At 33.9% G+C, this 16364-nt stretch carries 12 protein-coding genes; 4 read left to right on the forward strand and 8 right to left on the reverse strand.

Annotated features, from left to right (window positions below; genetic code table 11):
• Positions 1–370: 370 nt before the first annotated feature.
• Both DPQ89_RS07370 and DPQ89_RS07375 read left to right on the forward strand, forming a co-directional pair.
• The gene (locus DPQ89_RS07370; protein WP_127716282.1) at positions 371–1537 is read left to right on the forward strand and encodes a BamA/TamA family outer membrane protein; all 1167 of its coding nucleotides are present in this window, start codon (positions 371–373) and stop codon (positions 1535–1537) included.
• An 89-nt stretch (positions 1538–1626) separates the two neighbouring features.
• Positions 1627–2199 carry a DUF4136 domain-containing protein gene (locus DPQ89_RS07375; protein ID WP_127716283.1) on the forward strand — a complete coding sequence of 191 codons (573 nt, stop codon included), beginning with the start codon at positions 1627–1629 and terminating at the stop codon, positions 2197–2199.
• A gap of 86 nt (positions 2200–2285) precedes the next feature.
• On the opposite strand, the gene DPQ89_RS07380 is transcribed toward DPQ89_RS07375, so the two are convergent.
• The 3 genes from DPQ89_RS07380 to DPQ89_RS07390 form a co-directional block, all read right to left on the reverse strand.
• Positions 2286–3098 (reverse strand): mechanosensitive ion channel family protein, encoded by an 813-nt coding sequence (locus DPQ89_RS07380; protein WP_127716284.1) that lies wholly within the window; start codon positions 3096–3098, stop codon positions 2286–2288.
• A complete protein-coding gene (locus DPQ89_RS07385) occupies positions 3088–6132 on the reverse strand; it encodes an AAA family ATPase (RefSeq protein WP_127716285.1) in 3045 nt (1014 codons plus the stop codon). Before DPQ89_RS07385 ends, DPQ89_RS07380 begins: the two co-directional genes overlap by 11 nt.
• Before the next feature lie 219 nt (positions 6133–6351).
• Positions 6352–7356 carry a hypothetical protein gene (locus DPQ89_RS07390; protein ID WP_127716286.1) on the reverse strand — a complete coding sequence of 335 codons (1005 nt, stop codon included), beginning with the start codon at positions 7354–7356 and terminating at the stop codon, positions 6352–6354.
• Between the two features lie 365 nt (positions 7357–7721).
• On the opposite strand from DPQ89_RS07390, the gene DPQ89_RS07395 reads away from it, so the two are divergent.
• A complete protein-coding gene (locus DPQ89_RS07395; RefSeq protein ID WP_127716287.1) occupies positions 7722–10121 on the forward strand; it encodes a hypothetical protein in 2400 nt (799 codons plus the stop codon).
• Between the two features lie 10 nt (positions 10122–10131).
• On the opposite strand, the gene DPQ89_RS07400 is transcribed toward DPQ89_RS07395, so the two are convergent.
• From DPQ89_RS07400 to DPQ89_RS07420, 5 genes are all read right to left on the reverse strand, one after another.
• Positions 10132–11187: an ATP-binding protein gene (locus DPQ89_RS07400; protein WP_127716288.1), complete on the reverse strand. Its 1056-nt coding sequence runs from the start codon at positions 11185–11187 to the stop codon at positions 10132–10134.
• On the reverse strand, positions 11184–11588 hold the full coding sequence (locus DPQ89_RS07405) for a response regulator (protein WP_164848297.1): 405 nt from the start codon (positions 11586–11588) through the stop codon (positions 11184–11186). Before DPQ89_RS07405 ends, DPQ89_RS07400 begins: the two co-directional genes overlap by 4 nt.
• On the reverse strand, positions 11585–13810 hold the full coding sequence (locus DPQ89_RS07410; RefSeq protein ID WP_127716290.1) for an ATP-binding protein: 2226 nt from the start codon (positions 13808–13810) through the stop codon (positions 11585–11587). The genes DPQ89_RS07405 and DPQ89_RS07410 overlap by 4 nt, the downstream gene beginning before the upstream one ends.
• A 184-nt stretch (positions 13811–13994) precedes the next feature.
• Complete coding sequence (locus DPQ89_RS07415; RefSeq protein ID WP_164848298.1) at positions 13995–14930, reverse strand: DUF2817 domain-containing protein; 936 nt, start codon at positions 14928–14930, stop codon at positions 13995–13997.
• A 155-nt stretch (positions 14931–15085) separates the two neighbouring features.
• Complete coding sequence (locus tag DPQ89_RS07420) at positions 15086–15364, reverse strand: DUF1330 domain-containing protein (protein ID WP_127716292.1); 279 nt, start codon at positions 15362–15364, stop codon at positions 15086–15088.
• Positions 15365–15456: 92 nt separating this feature from the next.
• On the opposite strand from DPQ89_RS07420, the gene DPQ89_RS07425 reads away from it, so the two are divergent.
• Positions 15457–16356 (forward strand): LysR family transcriptional regulator, encoded by a 900-nt coding sequence (locus tag DPQ89_RS07425; RefSeq protein WP_127716293.1) that lies wholly within the window; start codon positions 15457–15459, stop codon positions 16354–16356.
• Positions 16357–16364: the final 8 nt, after the last annotated feature.

Below are 16364 nucleotides of genomic sequence, written 5' to 3' on the forward strand. Positions count from 1 at the left end.
ATACTCGAAATATCTGAATTCGAGTTATAGTGTTCGTACACAAAAGGGACAAAACCTTTTTTACAATCTACACGTTTGCTATACGTGAAAGGGGAATTACCGAATGTTACTTTTAAAACTATCAATTTCAGCTAGGTCGTTTACCGAAGAACTTATTGCATCGAGCAGTCCGCCTGGCAGCTATTAATTAACTTAAATTTCTAAAATATTATTCTAAGGCCCTATTCAGGGCCTTTTTTTCAAAATATTGCCACTACACAAGTTTCATTATCCAAAGCTTAGACATTGTATTCTCCCGCTAAAAATACTTTCATTAGTAGATGCATTACTTTAATATTTACTAAATAGTAAGCAATCAACTGGTAATGTCATGATAAATATTTTCTTCGCTCTTGTTCTCTTCATTTGCTGTTTCTCACCTATTGCTAAGGAATATAAAATTTCTGGCAACACGAGAACTAAAGATGATTATATTAAGCATCTCATCAAAGAATGTATTGAAGATAAGAAAAGTGACCTTGTACAATGCTTAATGAATAAGAGAATTTTTTCAAAAGTAGAGATTAAAGATGATGAAATAATCGTTCAAGAGAGATGGACACTTATACCAATCCCCCAGGTAAATGTTAGCTCTGACTCCTCTTCCTACGGAGTTTTTGTAATGGAGAGGAATTTTCTTGGCCGAGGAAAATTTGCGATACTGGGAGCGTCAGTTGGTAGTGATGTGAACTCATACTTTCTACTTTACCGAGACCCAGAATTACTCCTCACAGACTGGACATCACAAATTTTACTTTTTAGCTCAAGCGAAGACCTAAAATCATATTCGGGAGAGAATATCATCCATAGCTACAACGAATCCCAAACAGGATTCAAGCTAGGGTTCGGTCATAAGATCTTAACTGACTTTGAGTTAGGTGCATCTGCTACATTTTTAAAAAAGAAATATAAAGAATTCGGTGGTTTTAGCGTCCCTACTGCAAATGAATCATATGGAATGGAGCTTAAGCTGAGATATGTTAATTCTGATTTCAAGTTTTATTTCAATGAAGGATTCGACGGGGAATTCGAATATTTACGTGACATCAAAAGAACTGATGATCTTAATGATGTTTCTGTAGGGCTATTAAACTTAAGATATCAAAAGAATTATTTAATGCAACATGCGCTTCAGCTGGGCCTTAAGTCAAGTATCTCTCAAAATGCAAGTGTAAAAGATGTAATAAAAATAGGCGGTAACAAAGGTTATAGAGGTATTCAAGAAAATGGACTTTGGGCAGAAAATATTGGAAGCCTATCCATAGATTATCAAATCCCTATCGCATTCTCTAACTTTGGAGTTTGGACAGTTGCACCTTATTTTGATTATGGAGTTATCGATTCAAAATACAGTCCTTTTTCTAACTATTCCTCTTTTGGCATCGGTGGTTACCTCTACTTAAAACAAGTTGCCATACCAGGAGTAGGTATTGTTGTAGGTAAGAATGATAAGTTCCAAGGATCATTTATATCATTCAGTGTTGGAATGAGGCCATAAATCAAAACAACGCTGTTTTAAATCCACAAAAAAAGCAGTACTATCGTAGAAATTATAAAGATTAATTGCTCAAAATTAAATGGAGAGAAATGAACTACTTACTTACAATACTATCTGTCTTACTTCTATCGTCGTGCGCTAGTGTTAAAACTGACTTCAACTTCAATCAATCGATAGATTTTTCACAATACAAAACCTATTCTTGGATTAAATCAGGACCAAAATCAAAAGAAAATAAATTTAATGACCTGATGCACTCCGAAGTTATTAGATCTATTGAGACGGCGCTAGAGAGCAAAGGACTTAAAAAAACCAATTATGATAAAGCGGATGTCCATATTAATTATATGATCAATGTTTCGAATAAAGTTATGCAAAGTCAATATTACGACTACTACACTATTGGAGGGGCAACGGCACGGATGGGTCGAGGCCATGGACCATATGGCTACTATGGTTCAGGTGGTCCATACTATTCTACAAGAATGGAATATGAACAAGCTTCCTTTGTTATTGATATGCTAGATAAGAACACTAGAGGAATTGCTTGGAGAGGACATGCTTCAAAGACAATTGATCGTAGTAATAATATGAAAAAGCAACTCGATGTAATCAAGTCTACAATAGAAAAATTATTTAAAAAGTACCCACCTAAAAAATAAGTCTAACAAAATTAACTTATGGATTATATAGCTCCTATACGAAGTAGGAGCTATATGAGAATTCAAAAAACTTCTCATTATCATAGTTAAACCGATGTATTCACAATCGGTCTAGTTATTCCGTTATCTAATAGAATCTTACTCCCTCTAGCTGTTACATCACTCATGAGAGCTTTTTCATACTTAACATCTAGAACATAGGCCTTAACACTCGCCTTAATGACAAAGTTATTACAGACTGGGGTCTCTTCAAAAGTTATCGAAACAGGCTTTTCGAGAAAAACAAACCTACTTGTTATTACTACTTCATGCAAGAGTTTCTTCACTTTCTCAAGATCCTGAAATATAGATAAATGAAACGAAACAACGACCATCATGTCCAGTGCACCAGAATTACCACTTGAGACAACATCAGTTAAAAACTTTGAATTTGGAATGGTGACAAGATTATCATCTAAAGTAACAAGTCTCACAGAACGCAGACCAATATTTTTAATTTCACCATATACGTCGCCAAAACTGACTCTATCTCCTACCTGAAACGGTCTATCAAATAAAAGTATGAATCCAGCAATCATAGATCCGACCAAATCTTTTAGAGCAAAACCAAATGCTACTGCGGCAGAACCACCTACCGCGACTAAAAGCTCTCTTGAGGGCTGAAATACATAATAGAAAGATCCTAAGAAGCCGAGTAAATAAGAAACAAAAGAAAAAACTGTAGTTATCTGTAAAATAACAAGTCTTTTACCTGCAAACTTAAACTGCAGCCTTTCAGACCATAGAGAGACTATCTTTACAACAAAGTAAATACAGGCAAATAGAAAGATAAAGAGGACTACTTTATCTAGTTTAAAAAAATCGAAAATGAGTAAGGATACTTCGTTCTTAGTTTCCATAAATAAAATTTTTCACTCTTAAATAACGGATAATTCCATATTGCGTTGATATATCAATCATGTATCTATTTCGTTCGTCTTTGAAAAAGAATTTCTTCTCTAGGGCCAGCTTAATTGAGTTTCGAACAAGACCTTTTGAGAGATTTGTTGTTGATTCAATTTCTGAAGAAGACAAATTCTCATGCTTAAGGACGTGAGCAATAACAAACATTAAATCATCAGGCAGCTTCTCAATTCCATGTAAATCAATCTCCTTTGGAATATTTACGTTAAAAACACTTCGATTCTTTCTAGAGAGAGCTGAGATCCACAAAAAGATTGCTGTTCGAGGATTGCCACTAGAAAGCTCCCAAAGTAATTTAAAAAACTTTGATTCAATTGAGGCATAGCGATCAATTTCATCTTGAGAACGAGTTGCACTAATTAATAGATCATACGACAACCTAAAAGAAGTTTTAGTGTGTCTTTTCATGATCAATTCTTTAATTTTAATATCATTCCAGCCTTTAATTTCAAAAACATTTCGAAAGTACTGTGTACGGCCAAAAGCTCTATCTAAATAAAGCCAGCTATACTTATTAAATGACATTAACCAAAAAATATTTTCTGTATTCAAGTTTATTACATTAACTAGAGCATAATAAGCTTCAAAACCGCCTGTATGTGTTAGAAAAATATTCTGGGCTTCATCAACTACAACTACAGTCTTCTTTTCAAGCTTTCTATCATATTTATAAATATCAAAGCTCTCACTGCCCTCTTCATCACCAAAGATTGATTCTATAAACTTGTGTATAGTCTTCTTATCAACTATTTTTGATGGTAACTTCACATACTTAATATCGACATCTTCTGTAGAAGCTAAGTCAGAACTTACCTTTTTCAAAGTAGTTGTCTTTCCTACACCTTTATCACCATAAACAACTAGCGAGTGCTCATCAGATTTTAAATCAATCCACTCTTTAATTTCATTAGAAATAGTCTGCTCAATATTATTTGAAGACATTACATACTCTGCTTCTTCATTAAGAGAGTATAAGGAAAAATGCTCCAAATAATCTGCAGGGATCTGAGTATCAGAACCGTCTTCAGCTTCGACATTCTCAATTTGTTTTTTAAATAGGTTTGCAGAAATCTTCTTAGATAACTCAAAGTTTTCAGTAAGACTTATAAAAATATCAAAGATCATTAGAACCAAAATAAAAAGCAAAGTGAGCAGTGCTCTTAGACTCTTAGGTGTATACTTAACAGCAATAGTGAACTTCTCGACGATTGCCCCAGAAAACTTTTTTTCAGCAAATCTTGTAAATTCATCTTCCCACCTTGAAGACTCAATTATTACCTTATAAATGGAGTAGAGAAAAACGATAGAATTTGTCAAAGTGTATAAATAGACCCTTCCCACCGAAGCCTCAAGAACAATCATAGTAAAAAAGTAAAAGAGAAAAATGTTTTTAAAGACATCAGAAGTTTCATTCGCCTTTATTTTAAATTGGGAAAAACTACTAACATCCAATCTTGAAACAGAACCTAAAAATAGTGTTAATAAAGACTTTAAAACTTTAGAGAATAAATAAACCTGAAAGACTTCCACAACCAAATAGAAACCTTCAAATAGGTCAAAATACTGACCAACACTTAAGGTAAGAAGCCACAAAAACGAAACAGAGTTATCTCTGATCTTATTCCAAAATAGAATAATTTTTCGAACAAGAATATTTGTTCTAGAGTGAGAAGCAAACTTTCCAAGAACTTGATCTATAAAGTGATTAAACTTAGAAAAGAGCATACGTAAAGTAACAAAGACAAAAAAGAGGAGTGCAAAAAATCCTACCTTTAGAGAAATATCAACGTAGCCCTCTTTCCCAAGAGATAATTTTTCACTGATAAATAAGTATTTACTATAAAAGTAACTTAAAATTCTATGTGGAGATGAAAGTATCTCTCCTCGAAGCAATGTAAAAAACTTAAGGGATAGCATTTTCTTATATAAGTAACTACCTCCAATTTCTTTAAAGTAAGCGCTTCTTAAATAGTTACTACTAGAAATGATTTGATTAAGAAGTTTTATTTCTTGATTCTTCTTATTTGAATACTCTTTAACAATCTCAATTCTAAGCTTATTTAACTCTTCACGCTGAAGATTTAGACCCTTAACATCAGTAGAAAAATTCGCCTCGCTAAGTGCAGCAGGAATATATGGTAAATTCAATCCCACTCTTTTATGAAATAGTTGTGAATAATTCTCTTTCGAAAGCTTAAGCCAAAGTTTTTCAAGTTCTTCAAAGTTCTCAATTATATTTTTTTCATTCTTTAAATTTAATCGAGTCGAAAGAGAAGCTAACTCAGCAGTAGCACTTTCAAAAGTTGAAATCTTAATTTGCAACTCTTCATTGCTCTTTATTCTTAAATTAAGAAGCTCAATCTTAGTTTTTGTCAGTTCACTCTCATAATTAAGGAGTAACTTCTTTTGATTATCCTTTTCTTTATTGGCCTTTGTTTCACTTTTAATTAAGTTATTCTCTAATCTTTCTCGTAAATTCTTTGTATCGACACTTTCTTTTTCAATTTGATCTCTTAAAGCTGGTAACTCATTTTTCGCAAGTTGATTAGTCCTAAGGCTATCTCTCAGCGCTTCATTACGTTGAAGTAAAATAATTTTATTTCTCTGCAATTCTGTAGAAATACTAGTTAACAAGCTCAGTCTTTTCTCCATCTTAAGTAAGACTAAGCAGTTTTTTAGACCTTGGTACTCACTAGGAATCCCATTATCTTTATTGATAACATCATTTATAGTGACAATTTTATCAGCTGTTTTTGATAAATCAAAATCATGTCCAAAGAATTGCGAATAAGAGAATGACTCCGTTTTGGTATGTGTTAAGAAGTCTTTTATTTTATCATTTTGAGTAACTATCAAAGAAAGAGATGCTTCATACTTCTTTAAAACAGCATCCTTAGAACAGTTAGCCACTGCTTCTGTTTCGATATTTGTAAGAAGCGACAATAGAAGAAGAATTATAAATACTTTCATAAGTTTCCAGTTGTTTAAATTATAGGTATTATCTAAACAATATCAGGATAAGTAAAAGATATTTTTGATAAAATGGAAATAGATATAGCTTATGTGGAAGTAGTTCGGAACGAAAATATTGGATTTCAAAAAAGTAAGGGGTTTTACACTGTGGAAATAATAACCCCCACTTAAAACGATGAAATTATAGACTTATAAAAGTTTTTTCCATAAGAGATACTACTTATTATAATTATAAAACTTCTTATAATCATTCTTAAGAAATCTATCAAAACCAGCAACATTGGTCTGCGACGAACCATGTGCGATTCCTGAACGAAATAAGACTGTACTATCCTCACCTAAAGACTTCACTGAGATTGAGACACCAAGGTAAAGCTCTTGATCATTCTTTGGGTCTAGATATAATTCCTCTCTAGCTTCTTCATTTAGTCTTAGAATAAGAGCTCCACCACTAGCTCCACCAAACGAAACGGCCTTAACTTCAGTAACAACCTCATCTTCAGAACCATAAGTGGCTTCCATGTCTTCAAAAAGAAGATTATCTGTGTATGTTAATACCTTACCACCTTTTCCTTTAAGATCATCAGCAGAGTACCCTGCTAAAGTTGCACTAGTTCCCCACATATCAACAAGGTCTTCAATAGTATCTCCCTCTGTAGGATAGTAAAGATCCTCAAGCACAAGAAGTGGCTTAACTTTATTAAATGGAACAACTTTATCCAACTTTAAGATGGCCGTATCAGTCTTTTCGTCTAATTGTAATATTCTGGCTTCTCTAGTTATTTTATTTCCATCATTGTCAAATGTTTCCCAAGTGATACTTGAGATATCTGCAGGATCAAAATCTTTACCATTAAAACAATGCTCGGCCGAATTTATAATACTAGATGAACGTTTCTCTTCTGTATCAGTAAGAGTCGCTGAGCAATTTGCTAATTTTCCATTAACCATAACTTTGAGTTTACCAACAGCATTTAAATATTTTGGATTATGAGTGTCTTTCACCTTTCTTTTGTCATTAGCAAGCATTCTATTAGTATCTGTTATATAAATAGTCTCACCAGCTTTAAGATTAGCCGCAGTGTAATTAGCAATGTCATATACATCTTTAAAACTACTAGTGATATCTACTTTTGTGTCGATAGAACTACACTCAGTTGCTAGTGTAAAAGAACTAAACAGTGTCAAAATAATTGCTAGGCTAAGTAGTTGATTTCTCATCAAATCCTCGTTTTATTAAGTAGATATGCAATTATATATACAAAGTCTATGCCAACTTCAAGTGTTCTGAGATTGTTTCAATAGTTTAATAATGAATTTCTAAGGGTGAGAAGCTTAAATTTATAGGATTATTCTTATAGTTAGATAAAGGTTAGCTTAAATTTCTAAAATCAAGAAAACTCTTAACTCCAATGATTACTTATACCTGGTAAATAGCTCCAATTATTCATGGCGAAAAAGTCAAATTCTTCATTGAAATATCTTTAGCTCGACCCAAGCAAAGCGTCATAACTTTTGTAATCTAAGTAAATCAAATATTTTGACTCTAGGTCATTTAACCTAAGGATAGAGTATAAAGAGTGAATATGGATATTTTAAAAACTTACTATATTTTAAACATCTTAGTACTGGGTCTTATATATGGATGCAGTGGTGGTGGCTCAGGTGAGAGTGTTGAGCAAACGCCAGCTCCTGCACCAACGCCAAGCTACATTGAGACCACAACTGGCCATATTAGGATTACAAGCCCACTAACGAGTATTTCCATCACTGGGCACACGACAGAGGATAGTACAATATCTGGAGAATGCTCTGGTGATATTGTTAGAATTCTAATTGATTCATCTGAAATAAGTACAACCCCTTGTTCGTCAGACTCGTTCTCATTTACACTTGATTCGAATTGGATAAGCGAAGGTAGCACTGAGCTTCACCTAGAAAACAGTACAGGAGAGAGTGATTCGCTCAATATAATAAAAGACACTACAGTTCCAATAATTACTATCAATACACCTGCGATCATTAGCCAAATTAGCGAATCATTCTATACACTAAGTGGCACATGTAGTGATGAAGGTCGTCCTATAGTTGGAATGATTGATATTATTCCCTATTCTAGCGTCTGTAATTCGGGAACATGGGTAAAGTCTGGAGTAAACCTATCATTCCTGGTTGATGGGAATTACTCAATATCTGCATCAACATCAGACTCATTTGGAAATTCCTCTGAGTCAGCTACAGCAACAGTTGAGAAAAATACAACCCTTTCACTGCCACCCATTGACTTCATCTCTCCAGTCAGTGGATATGGAAATCAAAATAGTGTTACTATTCGTATCGGAGCACTAAGTAGTGGCCATACAATATCGGTCTATTCAGATAGTTCTTGCTCGACACTGATACGCACGGAATCGTCTCTAGGAACAACTCATGATATGACTTTTACTCCTGCATCAGAAGGAGTCTACTCTTACTACTTCACAGTTACTGATCTTCTATCGAATGTAACAAATTGCCTTGGACCTAAAGTATATACTGAGGATCATACTGCTCCGAGCTCTCCTCTAACAGTGAATATGAACTCTCCAAATGATGGTTCTATATCAAATGACTCAACACCAATTTTCACTGGTACAATTAGTGCAATTGAAGAGGGGGCCATTATTACGGCTTATAGAGATATGACCTGCACAGATAATATTGGTAGTGGAACAGTCTCATCTGGTGAGTTTAGTATTTTAACAAGTTTGGCAGTAGATGGTAGTGAGAACGGCCTTAATCAATTCTATCTAAAAGTTAAGGATAAAGCCTCAAATGAATCAGCATGCTTTAGCACCGGCTTAAGCTTTACTCTAAGTGGAGGGGGACTTGCGACATTACCGAAGTTGGCAATGGTTGGAGACAACTCTCCTTCTCAGCTTGTTTCTCTTGAAAATGGAAATCAAATAACTTGGACTAAAAGAAAAGATCCTAATAACCCAATAGATCTTGGAACAGTTAACGCTGGAGAAGTCATAAATATTGAAGACCCTAATGACTCGTCTATCAAGGTTGATTACGGGGACAAAATAGAGTCAACAAAAGCTTGCTATGTTGTTACACAAGGTTATGGAACAGCTCCTTGGGCCAGTGAAGCTTATGCAGGGACAAAGTTTACGAGTTATCAATATCGTTATGGTGGCAACAGCCCTAAGGTATACGTTGCTGCAATCAGTTCAACTTCGTTTGTTCAAATTTTACAAGACACAGACGGAGACACGATATTAGATGTTGTTGATTATTATAATATCCCTGCAGGCACGGTACATGAGTTTACGGTTAATCTCGTTGACGGTAGGCCTTGGCAAGTTGTGAGCACTCAGAATATCAATGTTTATTACCTAGCAACCTCTGATAATATTAACTATGATAAAGATGCCAGAGTTCTAACACCAGCGGCGAATGATATACTAGGATACTCTTACTACATTACATCAGTTGAAAATAATACAAAGGTTGATGCCTATAGAAATGATAATGCCGTTCATATAAGTGCAACAATAAATATAAATCAAAGAGTAGAGTCTGGTAGAACCCTTAAAAGTTCACTAAATCGATGGGCCACAAGAGTTAAATCAGATAGGCCAGTATCAATGTTACAAATTGCAGACCAAGACGGAATTAACGCCACTCCAAGTTTACCAATCAATATGCTGGCCACTCATTTTGGTATTCCTAGACCGGCTGATTATATTGGAGTAATTGCTATCGCACAAGGCACAACAATAACAGTAACGGCACCAGATGGAAGTGATAAAGGTACATTTGAGCTAACAAGAAATGCAACGGCCCACGAACTTGCCCCTTATTCTTATAAGTATACTGATGGTGCTTCAATTGCTGCAGGAACAAGACTAGTTTGCTCCAATCCGTGCTTTATGATTTATGATGACGAAGGACCCGGTGCGGACAAAGATGAGACAATAATGATGGGCTTCACTCCATAATGAAAATCAATTACTTCTTAAAATCAAAATGAAAAGATGTTCCATTTCCGAGCTCACTCTCGAGTGAGATATCGATGGAAAGGTAGTCACATAGCCTCTTAGTTGTGGCCAGGCCAAGCCCGGTTCCTTTAACACTAGATTTAGAGTGACCTATGTAGAATGGCTCAAATATTTTTGCTTGATCTTCAGGGTCAATACCTTGTCCATGATCACAAATTGTTACACGATATACATCATCAGCTAACTGACTTCCCTTTATTGTAATAACTGGAATATCCTCGGTCTTAGGAAACTTCATAGCGTTACTAATGATATTTTGGAAAATAACCGCCAACTCATTTTTTGAACTTCTGACAGATCCAAGTTGTGAAAATGTGATATTGGCCCCAGTTTCAATGATTCTAGACTTCAAATCAAAAAGTACTGACTCGACCAATGGGTGGAGCTCTATTGGAGATAACTCTTTCTTGATACCTACACTTGTAGAAAAGTCGTAAAGATCATCGAGAGTTTCATGAGCTCTTTTAGAAAGTGATTCAATATGCTCTAAGTCTTTTACAGCCTGCTCAGGCAAGCAATCTCTGTATTCATCAATAAAATAATTTAGATATGACTCCATACTTCTAAGGGGTGTAGAGAAATCATGACAAACCATTTTAGTAAAGACAGAAAGCTTCTCATTCAAGCTCTCTAATTCTCTAATATGAGAGAATCTCTCAATTGCGTATTGTATAGTTTTTTGTAACAAAACTTTATCAAGACGACTCTTCTCAATATAATCTTGCGCACCTAAGCGAACTTGTTCGACACCAAGTTCCTCGTTAGTAAGCGAAGTTAATATTATAACAGGCAATTGATTATAGACATTAGTTAGAAATTCAAGAGTCATTGCAGAAGTAGCATCTACTAAGAAAAGATCACAAAGTAAAATATCAGGTTTCACTCGCTCAATTGTCTCCTGCAGGTTAGAAATTAGTCCAGTAGATTCAATTTCTGCAATTCCTTCTAGCATAGACTCAATTAATTCCAAGTGGTCTATATTATCCTCAATCAACAATATCTTCATACTTGATCACCTAGTTTAAATAAAAATTTTTCAATTATATATTTCATTTTCAAATCAAATCCAATAGAAGTCACAGACTTTATGAGAAAATCATTTGCTCCTATTGTTAAACACTCATTACGTTCTTCCTCAATAATTGAAGAACTTAGAATAACAACGGGAATTGATGATATTTCATTATTTTCTCGAATACGCTTTAATGTGCTCTTTCCATCTAAAACGGGCATAGTTATATCTAAAAACACTAAATCAGGTTTAAGCTCGCCGTCCAAGTAGTCTAAAAAAACTTGTCCATTGATGAAGTGCTTAACTATTATTTCATCATCAATAACTTTGATCATTTCAGAAAAAAGATCTGCATGATCTAAATTATCGTCTACAATGCCCACAAAGCTCATCATGATGCCTCCGGTAACGGAGTAAGTGAATCTGCGTTGACAACAGGAATCTTGAAAGTGACACAAATTCCAAAAGGAGAACATCTGCTTGTCCAAATCTCTCCATGATGAGCTAAAACAATCTCTTTACAAATTGCTAGCCCTATTCCCTTTCCCTTAATATTATAGTCATCTCCAACTTGCTTAAATATATCAAAGACAATATCCAGTTCATCGTCCTCAAGGCCAACACCATTATCAATGACTTCAAATATGCAACTTCCATCTTCTTCAGTAACTCTTAGAATTAATCGTAATTTTCTTTCATTAGATTTATATTTTATAGAATTTATTATTAGATTTGATAGAACTTGCATTATTTTTGTTTTATCACCTGTTATATAAGAACACTCTATCTGAATATCAACACTTCCATTCACGGAGACCAATTCAACTTCAACTTGTGACAAAACCTCTTTTAGAAGCTCTCGCGTATCTATTTTTTCAATTTTAAGGTTTGCTAAAAGGGCCATGGAAAAATCTTGCAAACTGCAAAGTAAAGAATCAACAACTGAAATATTGTAAGTAATTCTTTCAAAGAATCTATCCTGCTTCTTATTCAAGATATCTTTTAATTCGGTACGAAGAACTTTCGAAAATCCTCCAATTGTGACAAGAGGCGAACGAAGATCATGAGACACAATATAATTGAATTTCTTTAGCTCACTATTTGCTTCAGTCAACTTCATCTTCTGTTGATGCTCACGCGTTATATCGAATCTAATTGAAATAAATTTTACTATTTGACCATTTTTATCTAGAAATGGAACAATAGTTGAATCTACCCAATAGTACTCACCTTCTTTAGTACGATTTTTAATAACACCAGACCAAACCCTTCCCTCATTAAGAGTTTTCCAAAAATCACGAAAAAATGATTGAGAATGAAAACCAGAGTTAACTACTCGATGAGTCCTACCTATTAATTCATGCTTTTCATATCCAGATACTTCACAGAACTTATCATTAACATAAGTAATAACCCCTTTTGAATCAGTCTCTGCTACAATTGCTGACACATCTAGGGCATCTTTTTGAAACTTTAAGTCTTGATTAGATTTAATTAGCTTTTCAGAGAGTTGGATTAGAGAGTCGGATATTGCCTCAACTTCATTATCATATTTTTGTGCACCTATTTCGCTATTGCTATAGTACTTCGAAACAAGTTCACCAAGCTTAGCAATTGGTCTAAAAACTCTTCTAAGAGTAAAATAAGTTATCGTCACAACAATTATAAACATAATGCTTATTGGAAGAAGATCTTTAAAGAATTCACCTAAAACTTTTTTGAAGAAAATGACCTTATTCATTGAGGATATTACATAAATTCTTTGTTGTAATTTTGTGCTTCCATATTCGATAGAACCAAAGGTGTAATACATGCCTTCAATTTCGTCGAATTCTACCATTTTACTTTTTCCTAAACCTTGAACAAGCTTTAAAAATTCTTTAGGAGGAACAGTTAACGTGTTTGTCTTATCATCAAGTGTGATCCTATTATTTGAATCATAGACAAGCTCCTTTAATGAATTCATAAAAAGAACATTTTGATCCTTTTGCAACAGAGTCTCAAAACTATGAAACAAATGATGTAACGACATATTAATGACTATGAAACCATAAGGAGTACCAGACTTTGTGTATAGAATTTTCGCTGATCGCAACATTAAGCTCAAAGGTCTAGAGAACTCATTATTTTCTTTATTGAAATTTACTGGAGACAAGTAAACATCGCTAGAACTAAAACTTTTTAACTCTTTAAAGTAAATTTCATCTTCTTTTTGTTGTAACTCAGAACCTTTAACTCTACTAACTTTTCCATCAGAATAGTTAATTCTAAAGACCTCTCGCCCTTTCTTAAAGCTTACAATCCTAATTTGCTTATAAATCTCTTTTGCCGTCATTATTTTTGAAAATTGCTCGTAGAGACGCTTATCTTCAATTTCATAATCAACGAGCTTTTGAACTTCACTTAAGTCTGCAACAAACTCTGTATCATTGGAGAGCTCTTTAATTCGTGCGTTAAAAACCCTTTCAATTATTTGTGAATTCTTGGTCCATTCGCCAATATATAACTGTAACTTAGATTTATATGACCAATAAGACTGCGATACAATAAAGAAAAGAAGTAACCCTAAAACAATGCTAATAAGCTTATAGAATATCTTACTTCCAATTGACTTCACAGCATTCCTCAGTAAAAGATTAAAGGTATATTTTACCAATTTATCGTTAAGCTGATCAGTAAATTAAAATCATTTTATACTTAAGCTAAGTTTAAATACATAGTAAGATTATTATGAATAAGTGATAGAAACTCTTAAGATTAAATCAGTAAAAGGTCATATTTTCGAACAAAGAAGTGCACTATTATTTTATTTTTAAAAACTCAGAAAAGTAATACTCTACGATATTAGTATAAATATCGATCTTCTTATCTAAGTCAAACTTACCTGGTGCTTCTAAAGTGTAAGAATAGAATACATTCATATTATGCCTATAAAAGCCCTTAACGGTCCCAATATTACTTGAAGCCACTTCACCTGGAGCGTAGAGATCATAGGCCTTTTTATTACTTGTGGCCGACATCATCTCCCCAGGGTATTGTCCTAACTTATCAGTAACAAGGTAATTGGTATCTATATTAGAGAGAACATTCTTTGTAAGATAGTTGTCATCGACTTCAGACTTGATAATAAAGAATTTATCTCGAGTTGGTGCTTCATGAAGATCTAATGAAAGGTCAAAATGTTCATCCTCGTGTGTACTTCTTAAAATATTAGTTACACGCTGCTCGGCAGACTTTTTAAAAGTTCTGTTGAGGTCTATATTATTATTCAGCCTCCTCGAATTATTCTTAAGACCACCAGGGTTGAGATAAGGAATTATAACAATATCAAAGTTATTTCTGACATGAGGGTTGTAGATATTCTTTTTTATAAATTCTAAACTAGTAACAACGCCTGCTGACTCATTTCCATGAACACCTGCTGTGATTACAACCTTTTTTCTTGGCGTAGCTCCTCTGCCAGGAATATCAATTCTTAATATATCTTCACCATCATAATGACCAATAGACTTAACACTCAATTCATTTCTGTAAATATGAGGAAGACTTCTTATATACTTGCTCACTCTTTCTAAATTTAAATGATAATCAACATACTCAGAAGACTTAACAACAGAGCGAAAGAAGTAGTTGGTTCCACTCCCTTTTTTCGAGTGCAATATATTATAAATCGAATCATTGCAGCTTTGTTCTAACGCTGCAGGAGTTCTAGATATTGTCGAATGAGAACATGACAATTGAACAAGTGTAGCGAGCAATAGAAAAATAAAGGTAACTGGTTTTATAACATCTCCATATATGTATCTTAATTTCGGTTTTTAGAGAAATAGGCCTTAGCATTTATTTATGAGTAATAATTAAACACTCTACCTAAATAAACTAAGGCATATGACTAAAGAATTAGGTCAAACCTACAATCTATGGCCTTATCTCTAATTTCTATTAAATCTTGATAATCACTTGAATTATACCAGGCCAGAGCAGTATCTTTTGATGGGAATTCAATAATAGATTTCCTGCTAAACCTATTTACCCCAGTAAGGCTTTCAATTTCACCCATTGCTATGAACTTACCTCCATACTTGTGAACTGTGGCCGGAGCTTTTTCTTTATACTTTGCTAAATACTGTGTATCCAGAATATTTAAATCAATTACGACATGAGCAACCATACTTTCTCCTTTATTTTATTGCTATTGACAACATCATAGGTAAAAAGAAAAATGTAAACAATAGAACAATTTTAAACACACTGTTTTGATATATGAACAATCTAAAGTCTTTCAATTCACTTATAATATTTACTGAAATTGCCAAGTTCAAGTCTTTTACTTTAGCAGCAAAACACATGGGTCTTAGTAAATCATCAGTGAGTCAACAACTCACAAAGCTCGAAAAAGAAGTTGGTCAACAGCTTATTAAAAGAAACACTAGAGGACTCAGCCTCACTCCCGCCGGAGAGATATTGTTTAAAAAAACAGAACATTTAAATGGGCAGATAACTAACGCTCTTAAGGAGCTTAATGACTTTGAAGAAGAACCTTCGGGAGTATTTGCGTTATCATTTCCATTTTTCTTAGAGTCATTTGTAATAATTCCAGCAATTACTGCTCTATCAAGAGAGTTTCCAAAGCTTAAATATAAACTCATAATGACTGATCAACTAATGGATCTTGTAGAAAATGATTTAGATGCTTCTATCTTTGCTGGAAATCTTCCAGACAGTAACTACAAGGTACAAGACGTTGGGACAACTACGGAACATTTCTATTTATCAAAAAATAGTGTTGCTAAGATCAATGGAAATACAATTGAAAAAAGTATCCGTGATCTCAAGTGGCTTTCCGTTCCATGGCAAAAGGATTTAGTCTTAACCAGCACAAATGGCTCTAAAAAGAAGATCCAACTAGAAGTCTTTGCAAATTGCAACAATCTGATGAGCTCTCTACATTTAGCAGAGAATGATGTCGGCCTAGTATTACTCCCCGATATTGTTAAAGAGCGTCTTCAAAAAAATGACAAACTAGTTTCAGTTTTTGAAGAGTACAAGGGCAATACTTGGAAAGTGAAGTTTCTCCACTCTTACAATAAAGATAAACCTAAATACATAGATCGCTTTTATCAATTAGCGAAGTACTATTTTCTAAAATCACAACTCGCTTAAAATGATAA

The organism is Halobacteriovorax sp. HLS (assembly GCF_004006665.1).
GTDB lineage: Bacteria > Bdellovibrionota > Bacteriovoracia > Bacteriovoracales > Bacteriovoracaceae > Halobacteriovorax.

Bases quoted from the DNA above. Each gene is read 5' to 3' on its own strand.
- DPQ89_RS07395 (WP_127716287.1), top strand. From the start codon at position 7,722: ATGGATATTTTAAAAACTTACTATATTTTAAACATCTTAGTACTGGGT.
- DPQ89_RS07420 (WP_127716292.1), bottom strand. From the start codon at position 15,364: ATGGTTGCTCATGTCGTAATTGATTTAAATATTCTGGATACACAGTAT.
- DPQ89_RS07375 (WP_127716283.1), top strand. From the start codon at position 1,627: ATGAACTACTTACTTACAATACTATCTGTCTTACTTCTATCGTCGTGC.
- DPQ89_RS07385 (WP_127716285.1), bottom strand. From the start codon at position 6,132: ATGAAAGTATTTATAATTCTTCTTCTATTGTCGCTTCTTACAAATATC.
- DPQ89_RS07380 (WP_127716284.1), bottom strand. From the start codon at position 3,098: ATGGAAACTAAGAACGAAGTATCCTTACTCATTTTCGATTTTTTTAAA.
- DPQ89_RS07370 (WP_127716282.1), top strand. From the start codon at position 371: ATGATAAATATTTTCTTCGCTCTTGTTCTCTTCATTTGCTGTTTCTCA.
- DPQ89_RS07405 (WP_164848297.1), bottom strand. From the start codon at position 11,588: ATGATGAGCTTTGTGGGCATTGTAGACGATAATTTAGATCATGCAGAT.
- DPQ89_RS07390 (WP_127716286.1), bottom strand. From the start codon at position 7,356: ATGAGAAATCAACTACTTAGCCTAGCAATTATTTTGACACTGTTTAGT.
- DPQ89_RS07400 (WP_127716288.1), bottom strand. From the start codon at position 11,187: ATGAAGATATTGTTGATTGAGGATAATATAGACCACTTGGAATTAATT.
- DPQ89_RS07425 (WP_127716293.1), top strand. From the start codon at position 15,457: ATGAACAATCTAAAGTCTTTCAATTCACTTATAATATTTACTGAAATT.